General features: G+C 66.2%; 25 protein-coding genes and 1 pseudogene. 13 read left to right on the top strand and 13 right to left on the bottom strand.

Features of this window, described 5'->3' with window-relative positions:
• Window positions 1-74 precede the first annotated feature (74 nt).
• Window positions 75-299 (bottom strand): annotated as a pseudogene (locus BMX85_RS12730) (Tn3 family transposase); the annotation flags it as partial.
• Window positions 299-424, bottom strand: a complete 126-nt coding sequence (locus BMX85_RS12725; protein ID WP_177196736.1) for a DUF4158 domain-containing protein — start codon at window positions 422-424, stop codon at window positions 299-301. The pseudogene BMX85_RS12730 and the gene BMX85_RS12725, both read right to left, overlap by 1 nt.
• Window positions 425-663: 239 nt before the next feature.
• Between BMX85_RS12725 and BMX85_RS12720 the strand changes: the two genes are divergently transcribed.
• The 4 genes from BMX85_RS12720 to BMX85_RS12705 are packed head-to-tail and all read left to right on the top strand — an operon-like array spanning window position 664 to window position 2,368.
• Entirely contained in the window at window positions 664-939 is a 276-nt protein-coding gene (locus BMX85_RS12720) for a CopG family ribbon-helix-helix protein (protein WP_090318245.1), read from the top strand.
• Entirely contained in the window at window positions 939-1,214 is a 276-nt protein-coding gene (locus BMX85_RS12715) for a type II toxin-antitoxin system RelE/ParE family toxin (RefSeq protein ID WP_090318242.1), read from the top strand. Before BMX85_RS12720 ends, BMX85_RS12715 begins: the two co-directional genes overlap by 1 nt.
• A 54-nt stretch (window positions 1,215-1,268) precedes the next feature.
• Window positions 1,269-1,649, top strand: a complete 381-nt coding sequence (locus BMX85_RS31490) for a helix-turn-helix domain-containing protein (protein WP_090318238.1) — start codon at window positions 1,269-1,271, stop codon at window positions 1,647-1,649.
• Window positions 1,649-2,368: a hypothetical protein gene (locus BMX85_RS12705; RefSeq protein ID WP_090318235.1), complete on the top strand. Its 720-nt coding sequence runs from the start codon at window positions 1,649-1,651 to the stop codon at window positions 2,366-2,368. The genes BMX85_RS31490 and BMX85_RS12705 overlap by 1 nt, the downstream gene beginning before the upstream one ends.
• A 195-nt stretch (window positions 2,369-2,563) precedes the next feature.
• On the opposite strand, the gene BMX85_RS12700 is transcribed toward BMX85_RS12705, so the two are convergent.
• Window positions 2,564-3,532, bottom strand: a complete 969-nt coding sequence (locus tag BMX85_RS12700; protein WP_090318232.1) for an MBL fold metallo-hydrolase — start codon at window positions 3,530-3,532, stop codon at window positions 2,564-2,566.
• Window positions 3,533-3,714: 182 nt separating this feature from the next.
• Here BMX85_RS12700 and BMX85_RS12695 point away from each other — a divergent pair, with 182 nt between their 5' ends.
• Complete coding sequence (locus BMX85_RS12695; protein ID WP_090318230.1) at window positions 3,715-5,004, top strand: NCS2 family permease; 1,290 nt, start codon at window positions 3,715-3,717, stop codon at window positions 5,002-5,004.
• Here BMX85_RS12695 and BMX85_RS12690 read toward each other — a convergent pair.
• Window positions 4,985-5,251, bottom strand: coding sequence for a hypothetical protein (locus tag BMX85_RS12690; protein ID WP_090318227.1), 267 nt, complete (start codon window positions 5,249-5,251; stop codon window positions 4,985-4,987). The genes BMX85_RS12695 and BMX85_RS12690 overlap by 20 nt on opposite strands.
• A 125-nt stretch (window positions 5,252-5,376) precedes the next feature.
• Between BMX85_RS12690 and BMX85_RS12685 the strand changes: the two genes are divergently transcribed.
• Both BMX85_RS12685 and BMX85_RS12680 read left to right on the top strand, forming a co-directional pair.
• A complete protein-coding gene (locus BMX85_RS12685; RefSeq protein ID WP_090318224.1) occupies window positions 5,377-5,835 on the top strand; it encodes an Lrp/AsnC family transcriptional regulator in 459 nt (152 codons plus the stop codon).
• Window positions 5,836-5,975: 140 nt separating this feature from the next.
• The gene (locus tag BMX85_RS12680; RefSeq protein WP_090318221.1) at window positions 5,976-7,028 is read left to right on the top strand and encodes a GGDEF domain-containing protein; all 1,053 of its coding nucleotides are present in this window, start codon (window positions 5,976-5,978) and stop codon (window positions 7,026-7,028) included.
• Here BMX85_RS12680 and BMX85_RS12675 read toward each other — a convergent pair.
• The gene (locus BMX85_RS12675) at window positions 7,007-8,023 is read right to left on the bottom strand and encodes an NAD(P)H-binding protein (protein ID WP_090318219.1); all 1,017 of its coding nucleotides are present in this window, start codon (window positions 8,021-8,023) and stop codon (window positions 7,007-7,009) included. The two genes, BMX85_RS12680 and BMX85_RS12675, sit on opposite strands and share 22 nt — an antisense overlap.
• 93 nt (window positions 8,024-8,116) lie before the next feature.
• Here BMX85_RS12675 and BMX85_RS12670 point away from each other — a divergent pair, with 93 nt between their 5' ends.
• Window positions 8,117-9,034: a LysR family transcriptional regulator gene (locus BMX85_RS12670; protein ID WP_090318216.1), complete on the top strand. Its 918-nt coding sequence runs from the start codon at window positions 8,117-8,119 to the stop codon at window positions 9,032-9,034.
• Here BMX85_RS12670 and BMX85_RS12665 read toward each other — a convergent pair.
• Window positions 9,031-9,435 (bottom strand): DUF4124 domain-containing protein, encoded by a 405-nt coding sequence (locus BMX85_RS12665; protein ID WP_090318213.1) that lies wholly within the window; start codon window positions 9,433-9,435, stop codon window positions 9,031-9,033. The genes BMX85_RS12670 and BMX85_RS12665 overlap by 4 nt on opposite strands.
• 154 nt (window positions 9,436-9,589) lie before the next feature.
• On the opposite strand from BMX85_RS12665, the gene BMX85_RS12660 reads away from it, so the two are divergent.
• Entirely contained in the window at window positions 9,590-10,339 is a 750-nt protein-coding gene (locus tag BMX85_RS12660) for a DUF481 domain-containing protein (protein WP_090318210.1), read from the top strand.
• Window positions 10,340-10,369: 30 nt separating this feature from the next.
• On the top strand, window positions 10,370-11,581 hold the full coding sequence (purT, locus tag BMX85_RS12655) for a formate-dependent phosphoribosylglycinamide formyltransferase (RefSeq protein ID WP_090318206.1): 1,212 nt from the start codon (window positions 10,370-10,372) through the stop codon (window positions 11,579-11,581).
• Between the two features lie 51 nt (window positions 11,582-11,632).
• Here the strand turns inward: purT and BMX85_RS12650 are convergent, their stop codons facing one another.
• The 4 genes from BMX85_RS12650 to BMX85_RS12635 are packed head-to-tail and all read right to left on the bottom strand — an operon-like array spanning window position 11,633 to window position 15,544.
• Window positions 11,633-12,379 carry a LytR/AlgR family response regulator transcription factor gene (locus tag BMX85_RS12650; RefSeq protein ID WP_229210428.1) on the bottom strand — a complete coding sequence of 249 codons (747 nt, stop codon included), beginning with the start codon at window positions 12,377-12,379 and terminating at the stop codon, window positions 11,633-11,635.
• 53 nt (window positions 12,380-12,432) lie between these two features.
• On the bottom strand, window positions 12,433-13,623 hold the full coding sequence (locus tag BMX85_RS12645) for a sensor histidine kinase (protein WP_090318199.1): 1,191 nt from the start codon (window positions 13,621-13,623) through the stop codon (window positions 12,433-12,435).
• Window positions 13,620-15,113, bottom strand: coding sequence for a carotenoid oxygenase family protein (locus BMX85_RS12640; RefSeq protein ID WP_229210427.1), 1,494 nt, complete (start codon window positions 15,111-15,113; stop codon window positions 13,620-13,622). Before BMX85_RS12640 ends, BMX85_RS12645 begins: the two co-directional genes overlap by 4 nt.
• 8 nt (window positions 15,114-15,121) lie before the next feature.
• Window positions 15,122-15,544, bottom strand: a complete 423-nt coding sequence (locus tag BMX85_RS12635; protein WP_090318194.1) for a DUF2141 domain-containing protein — start codon at window positions 15,542-15,544, stop codon at window positions 15,122-15,124.
• Between the two features lie 210 nt (window positions 15,545-15,754).
• Here BMX85_RS12635 and BMX85_RS12630 point away from each other — a divergent pair, with 210 nt between their 5' ends.
• The 3 genes from BMX85_RS12630 to BMX85_RS12620 all read left to right on the top strand — a co-directional run bounded on the left by BMX85_RS12630 (window position 15,755) and on the right by BMX85_RS12620 (window position 21,449).
• A complete protein-coding gene (locus BMX85_RS12630; RefSeq protein ID WP_090318191.1) occupies window positions 15,755-19,519 on the top strand; it encodes a CHASE domain-containing protein in 3,765 nt (1,254 codons plus the stop codon).
• Window positions 19,520-19,849: 330 nt separating this feature from the next.
• Window positions 19,850-21,028, top strand: a complete 1,179-nt coding sequence (locus tag BMX85_RS12625) for a porin (RefSeq protein ID WP_229210426.1) — start codon at window positions 19,850-19,852, stop codon at window positions 21,026-21,028.
• Between the two features lie 10 nt (window positions 21,029-21,038).
• Window positions 21,039-21,449 carry a type 2 periplasmic-binding domain-containing protein gene (locus tag BMX85_RS12620; RefSeq protein ID WP_090318185.1) on the top strand — a complete coding sequence of 137 codons (411 nt, stop codon included), beginning with the start codon at window positions 21,039-21,041 and terminating at the stop codon, window positions 21,447-21,449.
• A gap of 66 nt (window positions 21,450-21,515) precedes the next feature.
• Here the strand turns inward: BMX85_RS12620 and BMX85_RS12615 are convergent, their stop codons facing one another.
• From BMX85_RS12615 to BMX85_RS12605, 3 genes are all read right to left on the bottom strand, one after another.
• Complete coding sequence (locus tag BMX85_RS12615; protein ID WP_090318182.1) at window positions 21,516-22,898, bottom strand: MATE family efflux transporter; 1,383 nt, start codon at window positions 22,896-22,898, stop codon at window positions 21,516-21,518.
• 91 nt (window positions 22,899-22,989) lie between these two features.
• Entirely contained in the window at window positions 22,990-24,609 is a 1,620-nt protein-coding gene (locus tag BMX85_RS12610; RefSeq protein ID WP_090318179.1) for a methyl-accepting chemotaxis protein, read from the bottom strand.
• Window positions 24,610-24,711: 102 nt separating this feature from the next.
• Complete coding sequence (locus BMX85_RS12605; protein ID WP_090318176.1) at window positions 24,712-25,662, bottom strand: 2-hydroxyacid dehydrogenase; 951 nt, start codon at window positions 25,660-25,662, stop codon at window positions 24,712-24,714.
• Window positions 25,663-25,751: the final 89 nt, after the last annotated feature.

Genomic DNA, 25,751 nt, shown 5'->3' with positions numbered 1-25,751 from the left:
AGGGGCAAATAGGGAAAACGGAAAAAATCGGGCGCTAAGCCCTATGACCGGTCTTTGAGGCCGCGCAGCGGCCGCTATTTGCCCTCATCGACCTTCCTGCTCTGGCGCCAGACGTAACCCCTCAGGTTGATGTGCTTCCAGCCCAAGCGCGGCAGGAATTGCAGCATGTCGTCGTCGGCCGGCTTGCCGGCCTCGCGCAGGGCCTGCGTTGAGCGCTCCAGATACACGGTGTTCCACAGCTTGATGGCGGCCGTCACCAGGTTCAGACCGCTGGCGCGGTACCGCTGCTGCTCAAACGTCATAGCTGCACGGCAAAACCCAAGCGGTTGGCGGCGCCACGGCGTTGCCGGATCAGCGCCAGGTCCGCGTCGGTGAAGCTGTAATGCTGAATCAGGTCATCCTGACTCTCTGGCAATATCAACAAACTATCTCTTTCCGTAACGGAAAGCAGTGCGCGCTGCGGCACTCGATCGGCCCTTTCAGCCTGCGCATGGGCTGAAGCACGGCGTGAAGCTCACGTCGCAAGGCTGGGAAGCCAAGGGATTGGATTCGGCGTTTTGATATGTCGTAGCAAGGCCATGCTGTACGCAACATGGCTCTCAGCGAGGATTCGCCCGTAGCTCGCATCCCCGCTCCGCCACCAGACTTTTGAGGAGAAACACCATGGCACAGGCCGAAACCAAAGTGCTCACCGCACACGTCCCTCTGCCGCTGGCCGACAAGGTCGACCTGCTGGCCGCGCGCCTGGAACGATCGCGCGGCTGGGTCATTAAACAGGCGCTCAGCGCCTGGGTCGACCAAGAGGAGGAACGCAGCCGCCTGACCCGTAACGCGATGGCCGACGTCAAGGCCGGCCACGTCATCGACCATCAGGCGGTGCAGGCGTGGGCCGACAGCCTCGATACGGACAACCCACTGCCGGCGCCGGTGGTACCCTGATGCGGTTGCAGTGGAGCGGCAAGGCATTGTCGGGCCTAGTGCGCCTACATGAGTTTCTGGCCGCCGTGAACCAGCCTGCTGCGGCGCGCGTGGTCAAGTCATTGACGGCCGCGACCGCAGGCCTGATCGCCAATCCGCGCCTCGGCGAAAAGCTGGAGGAATTCGAGCCCGGCGAGGTACGGCGCATCCTTGTCGGTCACTACGAAATGCGCTATGAAATCGTTGAATCGACGGTCTATGTTCTGCGCCTGTGGCACACGAGGGAGGAGCGATGAGCATGGCGCCCCCCCCAACAACCAGGGCAATTCCAATAATGGCATAATGCATCGATGACAACGAGCGACCCCGGCAATCTTCCCGATGCGCCCAATCTGCAATTGCGCGCCGCGCTGATCGCACGCATCCAGATGCTGGCCAGCAATGACTGGACACAACAGGAAGCCGCGCGCATCTGCGGGCAAACCCAGCCGCGTATCAGTGACTTGCGACGCGGGGCGACGGAGCGCTTTTCGCTCGACGCCCTGGTCAACATCGCCGCCGCGCTGGCGCGGCACACGACAACCACCGAAGGGGACCTGATGGAATACACCGAAGCGGACGGCGGGCTCAAGCGTTTCGACGTTGAAGACGGCGAGCTGATGGGCTACAAGGCCAAGCTCCTCGACGAACCCAAACGGACCAAGGCCACCACGTTGCCGGATCGCTTGTGATGAGGCTGCGCGATGTCGCCGCCCAACTGCGGCATTTGTGGCGGTGCCGTTCTGAATACAAGTTGCTGGAACGTCAGCACGCGACGATTGCTGAAACGCTCGCGGCACCTCTGCCGGACGGGTTCAGCGCACTGCATCTCGCCATACTGCGAAACCTGCGTGTCACATGGTTGACGGTCGAATCCGGGGCGCCGGGCCTGCGGCAGTTTCTCCCTTTCGGTGCGAACCGGTCCACCCTCAAAGTTGGGTTTGAACTAATCGGTTGCCGCAATGAGGCGTTGCTTGCGCGAACCTTAGTCGAAACCGGGCGACTGATACCCGCTTTCTGCACGAAAGCGGTGATGTCAGCGGGCAGTTATGCCGTTCCCGCCGACATGCGCAACTATTTCGCCGATCCGCAGACCGGGGTCTCGACTGACGGAACGTTCGAGTTCCGTGAAGAACACGCCGTCTTGCTGCGCCAGTCCTGCTGGCGCACCGATATGCTTGATCCTCCCTCGTGGCCGCTGCCGGGCGTCGATGGAAAGCGTCCCTACGGTGACTGTTCATATTTTCAGATCGATATGGCCTCCCATCTGGGCATGCCGTACCAGATCAGTAGCGACGGTGAGGTGCAGACAGACGAGGTGCGCGATGCGGAACTGGAAAGCCTGCACTGGCAGATGCTTACCGCCTTACAGATATTTTTGTTGCATGCCTGTGTTCCGGACCGGGTGTGAACTGCCCTCGCGCGTCAAGCCTGGCTGATGGCGAATGGATGGGTAAAGTCACTATACCCGTACCAAAACTTTACCCTTTCCATTTCCAGCCCAACAAATCAAGGGCTTACGAGAGCTGGTAAATTTGAACCGGGCACGCGTCGACGAGACTTACCAGCTTAGCGCCCGATTTTTTCCGTTTTCCCTGTTCGCCCCTTACAGTTCGATCACCATGCCGTCGTAGGCCGACACCACCTCCAGCGGCGTCTCGCCGGTGGCGGCGGCGTAGCGGCGCGTCTCGGCCAGCACGCCCGAGATGCGGGCGTCGTCGTAGATCGGTTCGTGGTGGAACAGGCACAGCGTGCGCACGCCGGCCAGCCGGCACAGCTCCACGCCCACCGCGCCGCTCGAATGGCCCCAATCGGCCTTGGCCGACACGCACTCCGCCAGCGAATACATGGCGTCGAAGATCACCAGGTCGGCGTCGCGGAAGAACTCGACGAAGGCCCCGCGGCCGGCGGCGTCCTCGAGTTTATGTTCGGAGTCGGTGCTGTAGACCATCGCCTGGCCGCCGCGCTGTAGCCGGTAGCCGTAGGAATCGCCGTGGTGCAGCTGGCGCTTGGCCGTCACCCGCACGTCCTTGACCATCACCGGCACGCCCGGCTCCATGCGCACGAATTCGATGGTGGCCGCCAGCTGGTCGAAGCCGACCGGGAAGCTGATCGGGTCCTGCTGGCGGCGGAACGCCGCCTCCAGCTGCGCGTGGCAGCCGTAGATGATGATGCGGTTGCCCGGGATATAGGCCGGCGTGAAGAACGGGAAGCCCATGATGTGATCCCAGTGCAGATGGGACATGAACACATGGTAGGTCTGCGGCTTGGCCGGACCGTAGCGGGCCAGCTTGGCGCCGGCCAGCGGCCGCGCGCCCGAACCGAGGTCGAGGATGATGTGGTCGGTGGTGGCCGCCGGGTCCCAGGCCTCGACTTCGACGCAGCTCGAATTGCCGCCATAGGTGCCGCGCACGTCGAAACCGAGCTCGTTGTCGACATACGACGCCACCTTCGCGGACGTGTCGAGACCGCGGCCGATCGCCCCCTCCAGCGCCGAGACCAGCTTGGCGCGGATGTGCTTGTGGTTCAGCGCCACCGGCAGCGAGCCGCGCGCGCCCCATATACGGGCTTTCATAAAGCGGATTCCATGGCGGTGCGGCGCATCCCTTAACGATAAAACAAGCAGTGGTGTCAAACAGGCAGCATATTTTGCATTCTGGCACCTTTGTATCTAAAAGGCAATGCCTTGTGCGTTGTCGAGGCCGCGGGCGGGGACGTGCTATTCTTCGCCCTCCCGCGCCACAGTACTCAATACCCATGTCACTCAACCGATTCTTCCAGCTCGCCGAGCACGGCACGACCATCCGCACCGAGGTCATCGCCGGCGTCACCACCTTCCTGACGATGGCCTACATCATCTTCGTCAACCCGGCCATCCTCGGCGACGCCGGGCTGCCGAAGGACGCGGTATTCGTCGCCACCTGTGTGGCCGCCGCGCTGGGCACGCTGATCATGGGGCTGTACGCCAACTACCCGATCGGCATGGCGCCCGGCATGGGCTTAAACGCCTACTTCGCCTACGCGGTGGTGCTCGGCATGGGCGTGCCGTGGCAAACGGCGCTCGGCGCGGTGTTCATCTCCGGCTGCCTGTTCATCGTCGTCAGCGTGTTCAAGGTGCGCGAGCATATCGTCAACGGCATCCCGCAATCGCTGCGGGTCGCCATTACCGTCGGCCTGGGCCTGTTCCTGGCGCTGATCGCGATGAAAAGCGCCGGCCTGGTGGTGGCCAATGCCGAAACGCTGGTCACCGTCGGCGACATGCACAATCCGCACACCTTGATGGCCATCTTCGGCTTCCTGCTGATCGTCACGCTGGACCGGCTGCGCGTGCCGGGCGCGCTGTTGATCGGCATCGTCGCCGTCACCGTGCTGAGCTTTTTCTTCGGCGGCAACACCTTCAAGGGCTTCATGTCGCTGCCGCCGTCGATCTCGCCGACGTTGTTCCACTTCGACCTGGCCGGCGCCATCTCGATGGGGCTGTTCAACGTGGTGCTGGTGTTCTTCCTGGTGGAGCTGTTCGACGCCACCGGCACGCTGATGGGCGTGGCCAGCCGCGCCGGCCTGCTGGTCAACGGCAAGATGGAACGCCTGAACAAGGCGCTGCTGGCCGACAGCTGCGCCATCGTGGCCGGCTCCATGCTGGGCACCTCGAGCACCACCGCGTATCTGGAAAGCGCGGCCGGCGTGCAGGCCGGCGGGCGCACCGGCCTGACGGCGCTGGTGGTGGCGCTGCTGTTCCTCGCCGCGTTGTTCTTCGCGCCGATCGCCGGCGTGGTGCCGGCCTACGCCACCGCCCCAGCCTTGCTGTTCGTCGCCTGCCTGATGCTGCGCGACCTGGTCGACGTCGACTGGAGCGACACCACGGAAAGCGTGCCGGCGGCCATCACCGCGCTGGTGATTCCGTTCACGTATTCGATCGCCCACGGCATCGCCTTCGGTTTCATCACCTACGCCGGCCTCAAGCTGCTGACCGGCCAGGCGCGCCAGGTCAAGCCGGTGGTGTGGGTCATCGCCATCGTGTTCCTGGTTAAATACAGCCTGACGTGATGCCGGCCATCTCGCGCACCGCCTGGACGCCGATGACGTTGTGCAGGCGCATGCGGCACAGCACCAGCGGGTCCTCGTCCGGCGCGGCCAGGCGCAGGTGCACCTCCAGACCGTGGGCGACGGCGGTGGTGCGCAGGCCGCGCAATTCGATGCCGAGCCGGCGCACGACGGCCAGCGCGGCCTCCAGGGTGGCGATGGGCGCATCCGGTTCGATGCAAAAGCGGTAGTGTTTGTGTGTGGTATTCATGCAATCAGAATATCCCGGGCCGCAGAAAATAGGCTCCCTGGATTGTTGCCGGATAGCGCTTCTTGAAGAAGATTATCCCGATGTCTGTAAAATACATGGGAGATTCATCTTTATGGAAGCGAAGCATGGAAATCGACGAGATCGACCGGCGCATTTTGCGCGAACTGCGCCAGGACGGGCGCCTGAGCAATACCAAGCTGGCCGAGAAGGTCGGCCTGTCCACCACCCCATGCTGGAACCGCGTGCGGGCGCTGGAGGACGGCGGCATGATCGAAGGCTATACCGCTCTGCTGAGCCAGACGGCGCTGGGCTATCCGGATACCGTCATCATCGAGGTCACGCTGGACCGCCACGACGATGACATCTTCGACAAGTTCGGCCAGGCGCTGGCGGAGCTGCCGGAAGTGATGGAAGCCTATTTGCTCACCGGCGAGTACGACTACCTGATCAAGGTCGCGGTGGCGGGCACGGCGGGCTACGAAGAGTTCCTGCGCCGCAAATTGTACAAGCTGCCCGGGCTGCGCCACAGCCGCTCGACCTTCGTGCTGCGTTGTCTGAAGCGCACCTATTCGGTGGCGCCTTGAGCGGCGCGGCCATCAGTTGCTCTTAGGGAATTGTTGATAAGTTTGAGCAACTCCTGTGAATTAGCTTACATTTACACGAGAATCACTATTTTTTCCCGATCACAAGATTTATACTCTCGGGAAATTATATGTGAATCTGCATGCGAAAACTCTTTGCTTACTCTTATTTCATTGGCGATCCGGAACAGCAGCGGCAGTTTTTTGTCGAAGGCCGTCCGATCGTCATCCTGACCCAAGCCTTCGGACTGATCGCCTGGCTATGCGCCATCACCTTGCTGTTCGGCTCGAACGGCGACGGCCTGCTCAAGGTGACGCTGGGCGCGCCCGGCATCGTCGCCAGCCTGCTCCTGACCATCCGCGCGCGATCGCTGCGCCAATTGATCATCAGCGGCGTGCTCGGGGCCGTGAGCACCGCCATCGCCTTCCGGCTGTTCCTGGACCAGACCGAGCAACCGGTGTTCTGGGTGCTACCGATCGGCATCGCCATGGCGCTGGCCGCGGCGCCGGTATTTAGCGGTCTGATCAACTACGTGGCCACCGTCGTCGTCATCTGGCTGGTCCTCGGCGTCGGCAATTTCCCCGGGCAGCCGGGACAGCTCGACTTCAACCTGGCGCTGGTCGCCGTCTGCGGCAGCCTGTGCATCGGCGTCTATCTCAACATCTTTTTCCTGGCTCTGCGCGTTGGAAATTTCCGCGCTCGCAAGGAGCTGACGGTGCTCGCCTTCAAGGACAGCCTCACCGGACTGGACAACCGCCGCAAGTTCACGCTCGACGCCCGCGCCGCCCAGCAAACCGCCGGATCGCTGCACTTCCTGATGATCGACATCGACGACTTCAAGAAGATCAACGATACGCTCGGCCACGACGCCGGCGACGAAGTGCTGAAAAAGACCGCCGCCGTCATCGGCAATCTGTCCGCCGGCCACCTGTGCGGCCGGCTGGGCGGCGAGGAGTTCGGCGTCGTCTTCCACGGCGAGCTCGCCGAGGCGTGCGCATTCGCGGGCCGGATGCTCGACGAGGTGCGGGCGGCCTGCGTACCGGCGCGCACCATCAGCATCGGCATCGCCGCTTTCGACAAGCAGGCCGACCTCTCGGTCAGCTACCGCCATGCCGACCGGGCGCTGTACTCGGCCAAGCACGCCGGCAAAAACCGCTATGTCGTGGCGGCCGATCAGCGCGTAGCGGCGGCCTGACGCCGGTCCGGCGCTTCGTCCTTGCGCCCTGCCCCGCCCTCCACACACCCCAAGCCGATCAGCGTGGCGCGCAGCGCCGTGTCGAGCGGGGTATGCGGTTCGCCGCCCAGCACCGCGCGCAGCCGCGCGTTCGACATCCGCAGCGGCTGGCGCCACAGATAGCGCATTTCGCGCAGCTCGCGGAACACCGGCACGAACGGCGACGCCAACGTCACCAGCCACCACGGAAAAGCGCGGACCGTCAGTTCCGGCTTGCCGGCCGCGCGCGCGATGGCGGCCGCCATCCGCGTGCCGTCCGGGTCCCAGTGGCCCTCCATGTGGTAGGTCGCGAACGTCGGCAGCAGGTCGGCCTGCTCCACCAGTCGCACCATCGTCTCGGCGACGTCCGGCAAGTAGGCCCACTGATGGCCGACGCCGGGGCTGGACGGATTGCTGATCGCCGTCACCGGCTTGCCCGGCTTGATCAGGCCTTGCGCCAGCCAGCTGTTGCCGGCCCGGGGACCGAAAAAGTCGCCGGCCCGTACGATCAGGCTACGCACGCCGTCGGCTGCGGCGGCCCGCAAGCGCGCCTCCAGCGCGACGCGGATCGCGCCTTTGCGCGTGACGGGACGCTGCGGCGAATCCTCGCGCAGGTCGGGAAAGGCGTCGGGGCCGTAGTTGTAGACGGTACCGGGGAGCAGGATGCGCGCGCCGCCGGCGCGGGCGGCGGCGATGGTGTTGTCGATCATCGGCAGCACCAGCGCGCCCCAGTTGCGGTAGCCGGGCGGATTGACCGCGTGGACGATCAGCACCGCACCCTTCGCCGCCGCGACCACATCGTCGCGTTCCATCGCGTCGCCGGACAGCCATTCGATGCCGTCGCCGCCGACCGCCACCCGTTCCGGCGCACGGTGCAGCGCCCTGACCGTCCAGCCGCGCGCCACCAGCAGACGCGCGACTTCACCGCCGATACCGCCCGTCGCACCCAATACCAGTGCCGTGTTTTGCTGTTCCATGCCGTTCTCCAGTGAATGTCGATGGAGTCAGTGTGGACCGGAACGGATTAAAAGAAAATTACCGAAATGTGAATAGCCGCTATACAATTTCGTATGACAATCGGTGAACCGAACTGGGATTTATACCGCTCCTTCCTCGCAGTGATGCGCGAAGGATCGCTATCGGCCGCCGCGCGCGCGTTGGGCTTGACCCAGCCCACCGTCGGCAGGCATATCGAGTCGCTCGAGCAAGCGCTCGGCTTGTCGCTGTTCACCCGCTCGCAGGCCGGCCTGATCGCCACCGACGACGCCAACGCGCTGCGCCGGCATGCCGATGCGGTGGCCTCGGCTTCGACTGCGCTGCTGCGTGCCGCGTCGTCGCTGGGCCGCGGCGCCGGGGCCATACACGGAACGGTACGCGTCACCGCCAGCGAGGTGGTCGGCGTCGAAGTGCTGCCGCCCATCCTGGCGCGCTTGCGGGACCGCCATCCAGGCATCACGACCGAGCTGTCGATTTCCAACCGCATCGAAGATTTGCTCAAGCGCGACGCCGACATCGCGGTGCGCATGCAGCGCCCGCAGCAGAATGTGCTGATCGCGCAGCGCATCGGGGACATCGAGTTGGGATTTCACGCGAGACGGGATTATCTGGAGCGCCATGGCACGCCCCATACCTGGACCGAGATGGATGGGCATGCGTTGATCGGCGTCGCCACCGAGAACGCGTTTACGCGCAAGCTGCGGCCCAAGCTGGCGGCGCTTGACGCCGGCGCGCTTGCGCTGCGCAGCGACAGCGACTTGGTGCATTTGGCGTCGATCCGCGCGGGACTCGGTATCGGCATATGCCAGGTTCGGCTGGCGCAGCGCGACCCGTCACTGGTGCGGGTACTGCCCGATCTGTTGAATATCCCGCTCGACACCTGGCTGGCGATGCACGAAGACCTGCGCGCCAATCCGGCCTGCGCGGCTGCGTTCGCGGCGCTGGCCGAAGGCCTGGCCGGCTATCTCGCCGGCCAGCGCAACACGGACTAACGCGATGCCACGCGGCTCTGGCGGCGCATTTCATCCTGCATCTGCAAGCTGCTGCGGGCGGCCTGCAGGGTCGCGGCATCGGTGCCCGAGGCCTTGCGCAGCAGTGGGCGCGGCAGATCGGCCCAGCGGCTGCGCGGCAGACTGGCGCCGCCCAGCATGCCCGGGACCACGCGCTCGACCCCGGTGTTGATGACAATGCCCTCGGCGCCGGTGTCGCTGACGCCGGCGTCGTCGTTGGCCACGCGGCTACCCTGCGGGCATTCGGCGTCGGTCAGCAGCACGGATCCTTGGGCGTCGACGCAGCGGTTGATGCCGGCGCTGGCGAACGAGGTGGCGCAGGCGGTAGCGGCGAACACGCCGGCGCACAGCAGCATTTTTGTCAGTTTCAGTGATGTTTTCATGATCGTTACCCCGTTCAGCTAATGGGTCGATGATCCTCCGTTGAGCCGGCGCGCTCTGTACGGAACCACACGTAATCGGTGTCGGGTACAATAGCGGCTTCTTCCGTAACAACACGACGCACCGCCGCCCCCCCGGCCCCGCCGTCCCATGCCTATGAAACCATTGCTGTTCGTCCCCGCGCTAGCGCTATCCTTCACCTGCGGCCAAGCGGCCGCCGTCGATCTGGACCCACCGTACGGCTGGAGCACCTCCGCCGAATTGGGCGCGATTTCCACCTCTGGCAACACCGTCGGTACCTCCGTCACCGGCAAGATCGATTCCAAGCAGGAACTTCCCGACTGGAGCAACGAGTACATCGCCACCGGCTACTTCAAGGACGAGCAGGTCACCACCGATGACGGCGAAAAAGTGCGCGAACGCTCGGCGCAGCGCTACTCGCTGTCGGCCAAGGCCGCGTATAAGCTGATGCAGGACCGCGACCGGCTGTTCGCGCTGGCCACGCACGTCGACGACAGGTTCGGCGCCTACATCCGCTACTCGACGATCGGCGTCGGTTACGGCACCCAGATCTACCAATCGGAGACCAAGACCCTGGACGTGGAGATCGGTCCGGGCTACTTCCGTGGCGCGCGCGACACCGGCGAGACCGAGAACGGCATGACCGTTCGCGGCGCGGGCAACTTCAAATGGCGCCTGAGCGAAAACGCGCTGTTCCAGCAGACGCTGATGGTCGAACGCGGCACCTCGAACACGCACTCGGAGGCGGAAACGTCGCTGCGCACCAAAATCAACAACACCATGCAGTTGAAGGCAGCATTCAGCGTCCGCAGCGACACCAATGTGCCGGACGATAAAAAGAACACCGACACGCAAACCTCCGTGACCCTGGTCTACTCTTTCTGACGCCTTTACTTTTTTCTTTTTGAACCAACCATGAATACTCCACGCATCCTCGGCACGCCGCTGTCCCGCACCGCCACCAAAGTCATGCTGCTCGGCTCCGGCGAACTAGGCAAGGAAGTCATCATCGCGCTGCAGCGCCTGGGCGTGGAAGTGATCGCCGTCGACCGCTACCCGAACGCGCCCGGCCACCAGGTCGCGCACCGCGCCCACGTCATCAACATGACCGACGGCGCCGCGCTGGCCGCGCTGATCGAACTGGAAAAGCCGGACCTGATCGTGCCGGAGATCGAAGCCATCGCCACCGACACGCTGGCCGCGCTGGAACAAGCCGGCAAGATCACCTGCATCCCGACCGCCCGCGCCGCGCAGTTGACGATGAACCGCGAAGGGATCCGCTGCCTGGCCGCCGAGACGCTCGGCCTGGCGACGTCGCCGTACCGCTTCGCCAGCAGCCTGGCGGAACTGGAGGCGGCCACCGCCGCCATCGGCTTCCCGTGCGTGATCAAGCCGGTCATGTCGTCGTCCGGCAAAGGCCAGTCGAAGATCGACAGCGCCGCCGAAGTCAAGGCCGCGTGGGACTACGCCGCCGCCGGCAGCCGGGTCGACTCGGGCCGCGTCATCGTCGAAGGCTTCATCGACTTCGACTACGAAATCACGCTGCTGACGGTGCGCTCGATCGGCGCTGGCGGCCAGGTGGAAACGCAGTTCTGCGAACCGATCGGCCACGTGCAGGTGCAGGGCGACTACGTCGAATCGTGGCAGCCATGCCGCATGGACCCGGTGGCGCTCGAACGTGCACGCGACATCGCCGGCAAGGTGACCGGCGACCTGGGTGGCCTCGGCCTGTTCGGCGTCGAGCTGTTCGTCAAGGACGACATGGTGTGGTTCTCGGAAGTGAGCCCGCGTCCGCACGACACCGGTATGGTGACCATGGCGACGCAGGTGCAAAGCGAATTCGAACTGCACGCCAAGGCGATTCTGGGCCTGCCGGTCAATGTCGCGCTCAAGGCGCCGGGTGCCTCGGCCGTCATCTACGGCCAGCACGAAGCGGCCGGCATCGCGTTCGAAGGCGTGGCCGAAGCGCTGCGCGTGCCGGGCAGCGACATCCGCCTGTTCGGCAAGCCCGAATCGTTCGCGCGCCGCCGCATGGGCGTGGCGCTGGCGACGGCGGACGACGTGGAAACGGCGCGCACACGCGCCAAGGAAGCGGCGGCCAAGGTCAAGCCGGTCGTCGTCAAGTAAATACGTGGGGCGGCGCGCGCGCAGCGATCCGCCCCACGTGTTTGGAATTTCCTACATCTGTTTGAACAAGTCCACGTAATTCCGGCTCACCACCAGCTGCTCGCCACGCCCCTTGAGCTGCACCATCAGGCGTCCGCGAAAATCCTGCCGCGTTCCGGCCACATGCCGCGCCGCGACGATCACGCTCCGGTGGATCTGCCAGAACTGCCGTTCATCGAGCTGCTCGCGCAATTTGCTGATCGGCGTGCGGATCAAGCTCTCGCCATCGGCCAGGAACACGCTGGTGTACTTGTCATTACTCTGGAAGTAAATCACCTCGTCGATCGAGATCAAGCGGGTCTGGTCGCCCTGTGACGCGCGTATCCATTGCAACGGCTCCGCCGCTGCCACGGGAGCGGGCACACCACCACCACCGAGCTGCGCCAACAACGCCTGCAAGGCGGCCGCCGTTACGCCGCCCGCCGCCGCGCCGGCGGAACCTTGGCCGACTTCGCGCCTGGCCCGCAACGCCGCCTTCAACTTGAGCACCGTCTTCGCCAACCGATCCAGGCTGGCCGGCTTCAACAAATAATCCACCGCCGAATGCTCGAACGCCTCCACCGCGTATTGGTCGAAAGCCGTGACGAACACGATGTGCGGCGGCTTGACTCCCTCCACCAGCCGCGCCGCCACGTCGAGTCCCGTCATGCCAGGCATGCGGATATCCAGAAACACCACATCCGGGGCCTCCTCGTCGATCAAACGCAGCGCATCGAGTCCGTTGGCCGCCTTGGCGACCACGCGCAGTTCCGGCCACACGGCGTTGAGCTGCCCCTCCAGGTAATCGCGCAGGTGCGCTTCGTCGTCTGCTATCAGGGCGTGGAAGGTATCGATGTCGGACTCGCATTCAAAGGCAGCATCAGGCGCACCGTCATGCCGCAGGGTTGGTTTTCCAGTAATTCTACCCGAGCCGCGCCGCCGTACAAACTGGCCAGGCGCTCGCGCAGATTACTCAAGCCGACGCCGCCGCCGGGCTTGCGCGACGCCGCGCCTTGGCCGGCCAGGCCGACGCCGGTGTCGCTGATCTCGACGCACACACGGTCGCCGAGCACGCGCGCGGCGATGGCGATCTCGCCGCCCTCCACCTTCGGCTCCAGGCCGTGGGTGATCGCGTTCTCCACCACTGGCTGCAGCAGCATCGGGGCGATGGCGAAGCCGCGCAGGTCGTCCGGCAGGTCGATGCGGTAGCGCAGCCGCTCGCCCATGCGCACCGCCAGCACATCCAGATACGCCGCCAGCAGGGCCGCCTCGCTGGCCAGGGTGGTCTGGTCGCCGCGGCTGGCCGCCAGGCTGGCGCGCAGGTAGTCGATGAACCGTTCCAGCATATGCTGCGCGCGCGCCGGCTGGGTGCCGATCAAACCCACCACATTGGCCAGCGTGTTGTACAAAAAGTGCGGCTCGATCTGCGCCTGCAGCGCGCGCAGGCGCGCCTCTGCCAGCAGCCGCTGGCTGGACGCGATCAACTCGTTGTTGCGCGCCGTCGCCATCGCCGCCTGCATACGCTGTTCCCCGGCTCGATGAACGAGGTACATAAAGCCGCCGACAAACACCGCCGTCGCCAGCGAATACACCCACACGCCGCGCTGCGCCAGCACCACCAGTGGATTGGTACCGCGCAGCAGCACGTTGCCCAACCCTATGCCAAGCGGCACGCCGACCGACATCAGCGCCACATAGAACAGCATGCGCCTGAACCCGCGCAGGCGCGCCACCCAGCCGTCAAGCGAGCGATTGAGCACGAGCATACCGCCGTAAACCAGCGCGCCGATCAGGTTGGAGATCAACAGCGTGGCGGGAAAGTCGGCGCGCAGCACTTGTGCGCTCGCGCCCCTGGCGCTGTCGACCGCCGTCAACACCAGCGCCACCGCGCAGCTGAAGATGATCGTATAGAGCACGTTGCGCGGCACCGACGACGGCCAGCGCCGGAAAACCGGGATCACTTCGAGCGGATGCGCGATCGGTGGCGGTCTGCCGCCGGGGATGGAATTGGATGGAATATTCATGTCGCCAGAAAGTTACCATGAAAGCAAACCGGCGCGCGATAGGACAATCGCGCAAGCGCCCTCGGACCGGCTTTGATGTTGTGCGCATCGAACACCGTGAGCACCGTTTGGCCGCGCCGGGTGTCCTGCGCCACGCCAAGCAGGTAGCCGTCGGTCTCCGCGCGCGCTCCGCGCCGCGGCACCAGCACGTGCTCCTCCACCTGCCAGCCGGCGCCGAAGGCGTAGCTATCGGCCTTGCCGCTGTCGGTGTCGATCAAATTGACGGTATTCAGGATCAAATCCTTGCCGACGCCATCGGCGCCCAGCACCACAAGCCGGCGATGGCGCGCCGATACCACCTGCGGCGCCACGCGCGGGAACTCGCTGACGCCGAACAGGCGCGCCTCGCGCGCCCGGCCGCTGGCATAGTCCAGCGTGATCTGCACCGTGGCGCTGCGTCCCTCGCGATAGTCGCGCATATCCCCGCGCATCGGCAGCGCGGGGTCGGGCAGGACGTCGCCTTCGTGCAGCACCGCGTCCAGCCGGGTGCAGCCGCCGTCCTCGAACGCGTTCCCGAGGTGGAACACCGAGCGCGCCGGCAGCTCGAACACCTGGCGCAGTTCCAGCGTATTCTTGTCGATGACGACCGCGCGCAGCGGCCGCGCGCCGCCATCCCATCGCATGCGTTCGGCCAGACTGAGGCCGGCATCGGCGCGCATGGCGTACGGCGGCACCAGGAAGATCAGATGGCGGCCGCTGACGACGAAGTCGTGCACCATGTTCAGGCGGGGCACCGCCACCAAGGCGCTGCGGGTCACCTCGCCGGCGGCGTTCAGGCGGTATACGGCCAGCTGGTCGCCGCCGGGCGCATTGCCGAAGTTCCACAGGCCGCCGTCCGGGTCCATTTTCGGATGGGCGGAGAAAGGCATGGCCTTCAGATCGGCGCGCCATGTCTTGACGCCGCGCGTGGCCAGCGTTTCCGGATCGAGTTCGATCGCCGATCCGCCCTCCCACAGCGCGTACACGGCGCCATTGAACGGCAGCAGATTGGTATTGGCGACGTTGACGCTGTCATTGTTCTTCACCGCCCGGCGCGCGATCCGGGTGCCAAAGGCGGGATACAGGAAGCGGCCCGCCCTGCTCTCCTCCTCGAATTTTTTCGTCATCACGAAACGGCCCCGGTGAACCGCCTGGCCGCCACCGACTTGCCAGCGCTGGGCAAAGCCGTCGCCGTCGAACCAGTGGTGATAGCGCTCGCCGCCCAACTCGAAGCGTCCCGGCCCGTTGCGGTAAAACACGCCGTTCAGGTCCGGCGGCATGCTGCCCCAAACCTGCGCGGCGCCGGCCTGTTCGCCACTGCTATCGGCGTACACGGACAGGCGCGGATTGCGCTCGAGCGCCTGGTGGAAGCGGCGCGATGTCTCGCTGTCGGCAAGCGCCGGCCCGGTGGACGCGCCCAGGGCGGCAAGGCCGATGCCACGGACAAGGAATTGACGGCGTTGGTTCATCATCTTCCCTTTCAGCGCAGGTTGACGTTGACGGCGGCGCCGCCGGCCGGCACCTGGAAGCGGGCGTCCTCGTAGGCCGGCGCGCCGCGATTGCCCATGGCGTTGTTGCTGAATGCATAGTCCTCGACCGGCATGCCAAGCGCGTTCAAATCCAGTTTGCCATTGCCGTTGGCGTCGTGATAGACCGCGAACGCATAGTCGCCGGCCGGCAGTTCCTTGAGCTCCAGCGTGACGGCGCCCGCCGACGCGGGAGTCATCCGCGCCAGGTAAGGTTTGCCGCGAAATGTCCCGGCGGAGTTGTACAAGGCGACCATCACCCGGCCATCGGCGCTGGCGACGCCTTCGACGGTGATGGTGAGGTCGGCCGCCCCGGCGCCGGCTGCGGCGGAGATGGAGGCAAAGGCAAGGAAGGCTGTCGTGGTATGGCATGGCATGTCCGGCTCCGTCGGTGTGGTGGTTGTAATGCATGCATCAGGATTCCACTGTAGACAGGGGCCGGCCCCGTCGGCGGCCGATGCGACGAACCGCGCGGGGAAGGCGCGGAATGCATGCCGGCGGCGCGAAATGCGCGAACCCCGCGCAAACGCCGGGGCAAATACGCTATAGTGGCCGGGTGCCACTCAGATAACCCACAACATGCTGCCATGCGCGTAGGTCACGATACGGATTCCCCGGCCGCAAGCGAGCGCTCGCTGCTGTTTGCCTGGACCGCGGAAGCCGGCGCGCCGCCAACACCGCTGGGCGGGCTGGCGCGGCTGGCGCTGCTGGCGCTTTGCTACGCGCTTGTCGCCCGCGCCAGCCTGCTGCTGGCCTTCGCCAACACCAACGCCACGCCGGTGTGGCCGCCCTCCGGCATCGCTTTCGCCGCCATCCTGCTGATCGGCTATCGCGCCTGGCCGGCTATCATGTTGGGAGCCTTCGCAGCGAATCTCGCCACCTTCCACGCCAACGGCCTGCCCGTGGGCGGCGCCCTGGCGCTGGCCTCGGGCGCCATCGCCGCCGGCAACACCCTGGAGGCGCTGGCGGGGAACTGGCTGCTCCGCCGCTACGCCGACGCCACGCAGCCGCTCGGCCAGCTGCAGAACGTCTACAAGTTCGCGCTGGTCGCCATGGCCATGTGCCTGGTCAGTTCCGGCATCGGCACCACCACCCTCGTGCTTTTCGGCCTGGCCGGCGCCGACGCCTACGCCACCGTCATGCTGACCTGGTGGGTTGGCGACACCGCCGGCGTGCTGCTGGTGACGCCGGCGATCATCGCCTGGTGGGTCGGCCGCTCGCGCGGCTGGCGCTGGCGCGGGGCGCTGGAGGCGGCGCTGTCGCTGGCGGCGTTGCTGGCGCTGATCGCCATGGTGTTCTTCCGCGCCCACTCGCCCGACGACCACCTCGGATGGCTGCCCTATCTGTTCGTGCTGTGCGTGGCCTGGGCGTCCTACCGCTACGGCCTGCGCGGCGCCAGCGCCGTGTACCTGTGCGCCGCCGCCGGCGCGGTGCTGGGCACCGTCAACGGCCTTGGTCCGTTCGCCGCCGGCACCCTCAACGACGCGCTGATTTCGCTCGACAGCTTCATCGTGCTGTGTTGCCTGATCGGCCTGGTGCTGAGCGCCGATGCCAGCGAACGGCAACGACTGCAAACGACCGTCCAGGAACACAGCGCCGCCCAATGGACAACCTTGCTGGTGGGGGTCGGACTGACGGTGCTGGTGTGGCATCTGGTGGCGGTGAACACCGAACGGCGCGCGCGCGAACGGTTCGACGCCGAGGCCGCGGAGATCGCCCAGCGCATCGTCCAGCGTATGAACCTGTATGAATCGGGCCTGCGCGGCGCCCAGGCGCTGTTCAATGCCGAACCGGCGCCGACGCGCGCCCAGTGGCGCGAGTTCGCCGCCGGCCTTGACCTGGCAAACAACTTCCCCGGCGTGATGGGGCTGGGCTACGCCGTCTTCCTGCGCCAGGACCAGCGCGGCGCGTTGGAGCGGCAGGTGCGCCAGGAAGGCTATCCGGAGTTCCGTATCTGGTCGCTCAATGCGGCCGATGCCGCGCAGCCGCCGCCATCGTCGGCGCCGGTCTACTATCTCGAGCCGTTCGACGAGCGCAATCGCCGCGCCTTCGGCTACGACATGTTCTCCGAACCGATCCGCAAGGTCGCGATGCGCAACGCCGCGCGCTCGGGCCTGCCGGCGCTCAGCGCCAAAGTGGAACTGGTCCAGAGCGCCCGGAGCGGGCATCAGCCGGGATTCCTGATGTACTTCCCGGTCTACCGCAAGCAGGCGGCATTGGCGGCCGGCGCCACGCCGGCGCAGCGTCTGGCGGCGCTGCAGGGTTACGCCTACAGCCCGATCCTGGCGGAGGAATTGATGCGCGATCTGCTCGTCGGCGGCGGCCGGGCCGACGACCGCGCCGGCACGCACGCGATCCGGCTGGAGATCTTCGACGGCGACGAGGCCGACGCCAAGGCCCGGCTCTACGCCAGCGCCGCCGACCGCACCGAAAACGACCGCCTGCATTATCCCAATCCGTTCGTGCGCGAAATGCCGCTCGAATTGCTGCAGCACCGCTGGACGCTGCGTTTCACGTCGCTGCCGGCGTTCGAGCGCTCCATCGACCGCCAGAAATCGCATATCGTGCTGCTGGCCGGCGTCATCATCAGCCTGTTGTTCTTCGGCGTGGTGCGGGCGCTGACCGCGCGCCACGTCTACGCCACCGCGCTGGCGCGGCAAATGACGGGCGCCCTGCGCGAGTCGGAAAGCTCGCTGATCGCCGCGCGCGACCTGGCCGAAGCGGCCAGCCGGGCCAAGACCGAGTTCGTCGCCAATATGAGCCACGAGATCCGCACCCCGCTCAACGCCGTGCTGGGGATGACGCATTTGTTGAACAACACGCCGCTCTCGCCGGCCCAGCAAAAGTACCTGGAGATGATACGCACATCCGGCAACTCGCTGCTCGGCATCCTCAACGACGTGCTCGATTTCTCCAAGATCGAAGCGGGCCGCATGGAGCTGTCGCCCGCGCCGTTCCAGCTTGGCGCCGTGCTCGAGGCGCTGGCCAACATCATGACCGTCAACGGCGGCGAGAAGGACCTCGAGCTGGCGATCGGCATCGAGCCGGGCGTGCCGCAGGCGCTGGTCGGCGACGGCCACCGGCTGCAGCAGGTCCTCGTCAACCTGGTCGGCAACGCCATCAAGTTCACCGAAAGAGGCTCGGTGGCGGTGTTGGTGGAGTTGGTGGAGTTGGCGGACGCGCCGGCCACGCTGCGCTTCACCGTCAGCGACAGCGGCATCGGCATTCCCGCCGACAGCCTGGCGCAATTGTTCGCGCCGTTCTCCCAGGCCGACGCCTCGATGACGCGCCGCTTCGGCGGCACCGGCCTGGGACTGGCGATCTCGCGCCGCATCGCCGCGTTGATGGGCGGCGCGATCGAGGTCCGCAGCACGCCGGGCGTGGGCAGCGAATTCGTGCTGACGGTGCCGATGCCGCACGCCGACGCCCCCGCCGCCGACGCCGGCGGGCTGCCCGCGCCGCATCTGCTGGTGGTCGAAGACGATGCGCTCAGCGCCGCCTATCTGTACAAAACGATACGCGCGCAAGGCTGGCGCTGCGACTGCGCCGGCTCGGGCGAGCAGGCGCTGACGTTGCTGCGCGGGGCCGGTGGCCGCTACGGCGCGGTGCTGGTGGACTGGAACATGCCCGGCATGGACGGCCTGCAGACCATGGAGGCGATCCGCGCCACCGTCACCGCCGCGCCGCCCATCGTCCTGATGGTCAGCGCCTTCGGCCAGGGCAAACTGCTGCACACCGACGGCGCCCGCAGCGCCGACGCGGTACTGCTCAAACCCGTCACCGGCCAGCGCCTGCAAGACGCCGTGCGGCTGGCGCGCGCGGCCCGCGAAACGTCGGCGGCGGGCAAGGCGAACTCGGAACAAACCGGTGATGCGGCGGCGGCGGAACGCGCGCCGGCGATGGAGGCTGCACATGCGCAGGCTTCGGCGGGTGCCTCGGGACCGCCCGCCGGCCTGCGGGTCGACGGCGTGCGCATCCTGCTGGTGGAAGACAATCCGATCAATCAGCTGGTCGCCAGGAGCATGCTCGATTACGCCGGCGCCACCATCGATTCGGTCGACAACGGCCGCGCGGCGGTCGATCTGCTGCGCACCGAATCGCACCGCTACGACGTGGTGCTGATGGACGTGCAGATGCCGGAGATGGACGGCTTCGAGGCGACCCGCCTGATACGCTCGGAACTGAAACTGACGCTGCCCGTGCTGGCGATGACGGCCGGCGTGCTGGCCTCGGAACGCGAACAATGCACCGCTTCCGGCATGAACGACTTCATCGCCAAGCCGATCGACGTCGAGGAAATGCTGCGCGCGATCCTGCGCAACCTGAGCGCGCCGTCCGCCGACAGCCGCTAACGCCCTCCGCCGCGCAATTGTGTCGTGACCGGCGACCGCGCGGCGCCGGCGCGCGTGGTAAAAGTCGCGGACATGGCGTAGGCAAGCTTGGCGTTTCAGTCACGGAACAGCGGTCCCATGTCGCAAGTCGTTGCCCTATAACAACGAAAATGTGACATTTCGGTATAAATTCAACCTAAATCAAGCCCTTCCGGGCCACACTAAAAAAGAGGTCGAGGACGAACGAGTACGTCCAGATATAACCACCGGAGGGTACACATGAAACAAAACCAGCTCGCAACCCGCACTTTAGCCAGCAACACAGTTTTCAACCCCGCGATGAAATCGCTGATGGCATTGACGATCCTCGGCGCGTTCTGCGCCACGGCCGACGCGCAAGACAGCCTCCCCATCACGGTCAGCGGATTCGGCACCGGCGCCGTGACGCGGACCGACACCAACGACGCCGAGTTCTCGCGCCTGAACCAGGCCAGCGGCGCGGCCAAGCACTGGCGCACCGGCGTCGATTCCAATCTGGGACTGCAGGTCACCGGCAAGTTAAGCGAGACCATTTCGTTCACCGCCCAGGGCCTGGTGCGCAAGTACGGCGAGGAAGACAGCTACGGCGCCGAGTTGACCTGGGCCTTCGCCAAATTCAAGATCAATGACGATTTCTCGGTGCGCCTGGGGCGGGTCGGCCTGCCGGTCTACATGATTTCCGATGTGCGCAACGTCGGCTACGCCAACACCATGCTGCGCCCCCCGACCGAAGTGTATCGTCAAGTGCCCTTCGACAGCGCCGACGGCGGCGACATCACCTACCAGCACGCGTTCGGCGACAGCACCGTCACCGCCCAATTTGGCATCGGCAGGGCCAAAGTGCGCCTGGATGATGGCGTCGAAGTCGAGTTCAAGCCGGCCATGGCGGCGCAGCTGCTGCTCGAGAACGGGCCGTTCACCTACCGCCTCGGCCACTCGCGCACCAAATTGACCATCAACGACAGCGTCAATGTGCGCACGCTGACGAACGCATTCACCGCCCTGAATATGACCGGCATTCTGGCGCAGATACCGTCGCGCGATGTCACCGGCACGTTCAATTCGGCCGGCATCAGCATGGACTACCGCAACATCATCGGCATGGCCGAATACGCCAAGCGCAAGACCGACACCCGCCTGGTGCACGACACCACATCCTGGTATGCGATGCTGGGCTACCGCATGGGTAAGTTCCTGCCGTTCGTGATGCACGGCGACGTCAAGCAGGACAGCATCCGCAGCTTCTCGACGCTGCCGACCACCGGTCCGCTGGCGCCGCTGACGGCCGGCGCGAACGGCGCGCTCAAGGCGGGGCTGCAATCGAGCACCGCGATCGGCCTGCGCTGGGACTTCTACAAATCGGCGGCGTTCAAGGTCCAGATGGACCGGGTCAAGACACGCGATGGTGTCGGCTACCTCGTCAACCCCCAGCCAGGCTTCGCCGGCGGCACGGTGAATGTGTATGCCGCCGCGGTCGATTTCGTCTTCTAAGGAGAGCCACATGAAAACGACTATCGGCAAGCTGCTGCTGGCGGCGGGTGTTTGCGCCTTCGGTGCGCCTTCGTTCGCGGCGGAGATCGTGGTGATCGTCAGTCCGAAGAACCCTGCCACGCGCATGTTCAGCGAACAGGCGGGCCAGTTCTTCCTGGGTAAATCGACCTTGTTCACTCCCATCGAACACACCGACGGCGCGCTGCGCAACGAGTTTTATAAAAAGGTGCTGGACAAGGATGCGACGCAGGTCAAGGCCATCTGGTCGAAGCTGGTCTTCACCGGCAAGGCCAGCGCGCCGAAGGAATACGCCTCCAGCGCCGAGGTGAAAAAGGCCGTGGCGGCGGATCCGACCGCCATCGGCTACATCGAGAAATCACAGGTCGACGACACGATCAAGGTGATCCTCAACGTGCAATGACGATGTGCGATGACGATGTGTGATGATAACGCCCGGCGGCGACGGAAACGGACCCCGGGCGTTTCTTCATCCTTCGACCACGATCGCGGGCCGCAGGCGCTTGCGCGACGCCCGCGCATGCGGCACCCAGGCGTGGGTTTGCCAGCGGTGCCACATGATCAAGCCGCGTATCCATTCATCGGCGACGTAGGCGATCCAGACGCCGACCAGGCCCCAGCCCAGCACCACACCCAGCACCCAGCTGCCGCCGGCCAGTACCAGCAGCATCGACAAGGCCCCCGCCATCACCGGAAAACGGGCGTCGCCGGCCGCGCGCAGCGCGTTGATGACCACCAGGTTGAAGGTGCGGCCCGGTTCGAGCAGCACCGTGATCCACAACAGCGTGATGCCGGCGTCGATGATGTGCTGGTCCTGCGTGAACCAGCCCAGCAGCCAGCGGCCGCCCAACGCCGCGGCGGCGGCGATCGCCACGCACGCCACCAGGCCGATTTTGAGCGCCCGCCGCACCACCGCGTGCGCCTCGCGCAGGTCGCCCGCGCCGATCAGGTAGCCGACCACGATTTCCACCGCCAGGCCGGTGGCGATACTGAACATCATCACCCCGCCCATCAGCTGCAGCACGTAGGCCTGCGTCGCCAGCGAGGTCGCGCCCAGTTGCGCCGCCGTCGCCACGCTGAACATGAACGCCAGGCGGTAGGCGATGTTCTCGGCGGCGCCGGGCAGGCCGATGTGCAGCACCGCAGCCAGTTCGCGGCGCGGCAGTCGCCACCAGTCGCTGCGCACCAGGGTGACGCCGAGGTGGATGCGCCACAGCCACAGATGCAGCGCCAGACCGATGGCGCGGCTGACCGCCAGCGCCGCCGCGAAGCCGGGCAAGCCCATGGCGGGCACCGGCCCCCAGCCGTACATCAGCGGAATCGCCAGCGCCAGGTGGCTCAGGTGCATGGCGATCAGCACCAGCAGCGTGTCGCGCGTGCGCAAATGCGCGCGCATCACGCTGGCCATCGACGCGTTCCAGGCGTCGAACAGCAGCGACGGGGCGAGCGCCATCAACAGCGGCGCGGCCAGCGGGAACACCTCGGGCGGCGCGTTGAGCAGGTGTAGCAGGCCGTTGGCGCCGGCCAGCGCCGCCAGCGCCGCGACGGCGCCGAGCCAGGTGCTGGCGCCGACGACCGCGCGGGCGACCTTGTCGGCGGCGTCGCGCTGGCCGCCACCGAGGTTTTGCGTGACCACCACGCTGACGCCGGCGCCGATGATGCGGAACAGGATGAACAGCGTGGCCGAGACCTGGCTGGCGATCGCGAAGGCGCCGCCGGCGGCGTCGGAGATGCGCGAGGCCAACGCGGTGCCGACCACGCCGGCGCCGATCGCCAATCCCAGTTCGACCAGCAGCGGCCACGCCAGATTGAACATCGGTGGGGTGCCGGACGGGGATTTGGTAGCGGACATGGGGAGTTCGGGAGAGTTAGTAGTGCTGAGCTCCCTCAGTTTACAGCAATATCGGCCGGTTTATAAGTCGCCGCAACGCGGGCATGGCCGATCACGCCGCGCCGATCCGCCCCACCTGAATCAGGGCTGTGCTTGATTTCGTCGGCATCGGCGCTTTCGTTGTCGTGGCGTCGATCTTGAACGATCCGACCAGCTGCGCCAGTTCCCTGGCCTGCGCCCGCATCGCCGCCGCCGCCGCTGCCGCCTCTTCAACCAGCGCGGCGTTCTGCTGCGTGACGCCGTCCATCTCGCCGATGGCGGTGGTCACCTGTCCTATGCCGTGTTCCTGCTCGGCGCTGGCGCTGCTGATCGCGGCCATGATGGCGGTCACCTTGCGCACGCTCAGCATGATTTCGTCCATCGTCGCGCCGGCGGTTTCGGCCAGCGCGCTGCCGCTGGCGATCTGCCCGGCCGAGTCGTTGATCAGTTTTTTGATCTCCTTGGCCGCCGCCGCCGAACGCTGGGCCAGATTGCGCACCTCCGACGCCACCACCGCGAAGCCGCGACCCTGCTCGCCCGCGCGCGCCGCCTCGACGGCGGCGTTCAAGGCCAGGATATTGGTCTGGAAGGCGATGCTGTCGATCACGCCGGTGATGTCGACGATCTTGTGCGCGTAGGCGTTGATGCCGGCCATCGTCCGCACCACCTCCGACACCACCTCGCCGCCCTTGCCCGCCACCTCCGACGCCGACAAGGCCAGCGCGTTGGCCTGGCGCGCGTTGGCGCTGTTGTCGCGCACCGCCGACGTCAGTTGCACCATCGCCGACGCGGTTTCCTGCAGCGCTCCGGCCTGATGCTCGGTGCGGCGCGACAGATCCAGATTGCCGTTGGCGATTTCGCGCGAGGCCGAGTCGATCGCCACCGCGCCGTCGCGCACCCGGCCGACGGTATCGGCCAGGCGGCCGGTCATGTGGCTCAACGCGTCGAACAGCTGGCCGATCTCGTCGCCGCGCCCATGTTCGATGACCACGTGCAGCCGGCCGGCCGCCACCTGTTCGGCCAGCGCCACCGCGCGCGTGAGCGGACGCACGATACTGCGGGTCAGCATCAGCGCCAGCACCGCGCCCAGCGCCAGCGTCGCCACGCCAAGGCCGATCAGCAGCGCGCGGCTGCTTCGATACTGGACGGCCGACAGCGCCGCCATCGTCCTGGCCTCCTGGGTTTGATATTCCAGCAGTTTTTGCAGCGCGCCGGTGTAAGCGCCGAAAGCGGCGGCCAGGCGGGTGTCGAGCAAGTCGGCCACTTCCTGTATCCGCCCGCCCTCCTTCAGCTTGAACAGGTCGGCGCGCAGCGCCAGATACGCGGACCACCTGGCGCCGACGGCCAACAGCAACGCGTGCTCGACGCCGTCGGCCGGCAGCGCGGCCAGTTGCCGATCCATGCCCTCGGCGACCTTTTCGCCGGCGGCCAGCTGCGCCTGGAAGATGTCGCCCACTTCCAGGCTGTCGCTGCGGGCGATCGAAATGGCCCGCAGGCCATTGAGCTCGGCCACGCCCAGCAGTTCGGACGTCAACTGCTGTTTGGCCAGCTTGTCATCGACCAGATTGGATGTGGTGTCGTTGGCCGACTGCAGGCGCCACAACGACACGGCCGACATGCAGGCCATCGCCAGCAGCAGCGTGGCGAACGACGCCAGCACGCGCGCGCCGGTTCTTAATTGAGGGAGTTTCATCGCGACAGTTCTTCCGAGTAATTAATGTTATAAGACCGACATTAATCACTATACGCGACGAATATGACGCCTTAATTACCGCAAGGCAATTCTCGGCGCCACCTATGCCACGGGCGTGAGCAGCGGGCGCCCGTCGAAATGCGCCACCAGGTTGTCCACCACCAGCTGACCCATCGCGTGGCGGGTCTCCACCGTCAGGCTGCCCACGTGCGGCGCCAGCACCACGTTTTCGAGTTCGCGCAGCGCGGCGGGAACGCGCGGCTCGTCATCGAACACGTCGAGCGCCGCCATCCCCAGGGAGCCATCGCGCAGCGCGGCGATCAGCGCCTGCTGGTCCACCAGCGAACCGCGTGCGATATTCACCAGCGTGCCCTCCGACCCCAGCGCCGCCAGCACCTGCGCGTCCACCGCGTGCCGGGTGGCCGCGCCGCCCGGCGCGCACACCACCAGATAGTCGCTGGCCCGCGCCAGCTCCAGCAGCGACTCGCTCCGTGGCTGGACCACGCCGGCGATCGCGCGCGGCTGGAAGTACCGCGTGCGCATGCCAAACGCCTCGGCCCGCGCCGCCACCGCCTGGCCGATGCGTCCGAAGCCGAACACGCCGCACACCTTGCCGCGCAGCGCGCGCGTCGGCGCCAGCGGCTGTCCCGCCTCCCAGGCGCCGCTGCGCACGTAGCGGTCCAGCGCCGGCAGGCGCCGCGCCGCAGCCAGCAACAAGGTCAACGCCAGGTCGGCCACGTCGTCGGTCAGCACGCCGGGAGTATTGGTGACGGCGATGCCGCGCGCGCGCGTCGCCTCCAGCGCCACCGCGTCGGTGCCGATGCCGTTGACGGCGACGATTTCCAGCGCCGGCAACTGGTCCAGCAGCGCCGGGCCGACGCCGATCGCGCCGGTGGTCAGCAGGCCGCGCACACCGGCGGCCACGCCGCGGATGTAATCGGGCTGCGCCTCGCGCGGCTGGCGCCACGCGTGGTGGCATTCGAAGCGGGTGTCCAGCTGTTCCATGACGGCGGCCGACGGGCTGGCCGCCAGCACCAGGAGTTGTGGTTTCATAGCGAAGTCTTTATGTAGGGTGGCTTGTAAATTGATGCTAACGGCGTGCTCACGGCGATTGTACAAGCGCCGGCGAATTCGCGCCGCAA

The sequence above is a fragment of the Duganella sp. CF517 genome (assembly GCF_900110275.1).
Taxonomy (GTDB): Bacteria; Pseudomonadota; Gammaproteobacteria; order Burkholderiales; family Burkholderiaceae_D; genus Rugamonas.
Note: the sequence above shows the minus strand (reverse complement) of the source record. Positions and strands in the feature narration are given on the sequence as shown.

Bases quoted from the DNA above. Each gene is read 5' to 3' on its own strand.
- BMX85_RS12645 (WP_090318199.1), bottom strand. From the start codon at position 13,623: ATGAATATTCCATCCAATTCCATCCCCGGCGGCAGACCGCCACCGATC.
- purT (WP_090318206.1), top strand. From the start codon at position 10,370: ATGAATACTCCACGCATCCTCGGCACGCCGCTGTCCCGCACCGCCACC.
- BMX85_RS12720 (WP_090318245.1), top strand. From the start codon at position 664: ATGGCACAGGCCGAAACCAAAGTGCTCACCGCACACGTCCCTCTGCCG.
- BMX85_RS12670 (WP_090318216.1), top strand. From the start codon at position 8,117: ATGACAATCGGTGAACCGAACTGGGATTTATACCGCTCCTTCCTCGCA.
- BMX85_RS12620 (WP_090318185.1), top strand. From the start codon at position 21,039: ATGAAAACGACTATCGGCAAGCTGCTGCTGGCGGCGGGTGTTTGCGCC.
- BMX85_RS12685 (WP_090318224.1), top strand. From the start codon at position 5,377: ATGGAAATCGACGAGATCGACCGGCGCATTTTGCGCGAACTGCGCCAG.
- BMX85_RS12630 (WP_090318191.1), top strand. From the start codon at position 15,755: ATGCGCGTAGGTCACGATACGGATTCCCCGGCCGCAAGCGAGCGCTCG.
- BMX85_RS12680 (WP_090318221.1), top strand. From the start codon at position 5,976: ATGCGAAAACTCTTTGCTTACTCTTATTTCATTGGCGATCCGGAACAG.
- BMX85_RS12605 (WP_090318176.1), bottom strand. From the start codon at position 25,662: ATGAAACCACAACTCCTGGTGCTGGCGGCCAGCCCGTCGGCCGCCGTC.
- BMX85_RS12615 (WP_090318182.1), bottom strand. From the start codon at position 22,898: ATGTCCGCTACCAAATCCCCGTCCGGCACCCCACCGATGTTCAATCTG.
- BMX85_RS12665 (WP_090318213.1), bottom strand. From the start codon at position 9,435: ATGAAAACATCACTGAAACTGACAAAAATGCTGCTGTGCGCCGGCGTG.
- BMX85_RS12675 (WP_090318219.1), bottom strand. From the start codon at position 8,023: ATGGAACAGCAAAACACGGCACTGGTATTGGGTGCGACGGGCGGTATC.
- BMX85_RS12660 (WP_090318210.1), top strand. From the start codon at position 9,590: ATGAAACCATTGCTGTTCGTCCCCGCGCTAGCGCTATCCTTCACCTGC.
- BMX85_RS12700 (WP_090318232.1), bottom strand. From the start codon at position 3,532: ATGAAAGCCCGTATATGGGGCGCGCGCGGCTCGCTGCCGGTGGCGCTG.
- BMX85_RS12625 (WP_229210426.1), top strand. From the start codon at position 19,850: ATGGCATTGACGATCCTCGGCGCGTTCTGCGCCACGGCCGACGCGCAA.
- BMX85_RS12695 (WP_090318230.1), top strand. From the start codon at position 3,715: ATGTCACTCAACCGATTCTTCCAGCTCGCCGAGCACGGCACGACCATC.
- BMX85_RS12715 (WP_090318242.1), top strand. From the start codon at position 939: ATGCGGTTGCAGTGGAGCGGCAAGGCATTGTCGGGCCTAGTGCGCCTA.
- BMX85_RS12635 (WP_090318194.1), bottom strand. From the start codon at position 15,544: ATGCCATGCCATACCACGACAGCCTTCCTTGCCTTTGCCTCCATCTCC.
- BMX85_RS31490 (WP_090318238.1), top strand. From the start codon at position 1,269: ATGACAACGAGCGACCCCGGCAATCTTCCCGATGCGCCCAATCTGCAA.
- BMX85_RS12640 (WP_229210427.1), bottom strand. From the start codon at position 15,113: ATGATGAACCAACGCCGTCAATTCCTTGTCCGTGGCATCGGCCTTGCC.
- BMX85_RS12690 (WP_090318227.1), bottom strand. From the start codon at position 5,251: ATGAATACCACACACAAACACTACCGCTTTTGCATCGAACCGGATGCG.
- BMX85_RS12705 (WP_090318235.1), top strand. From the start codon at position 1,649: ATGAGGCTGCGCGATGTCGCCGCCCAACTGCGGCATTTGTGGCGGTGC.
- BMX85_RS12610 (WP_090318179.1), bottom strand. From the start codon at position 24,609: ATGAAACTCCCTCAATTAAGAACCGGCGCGCGCGTGCTGGCGTCGTTC.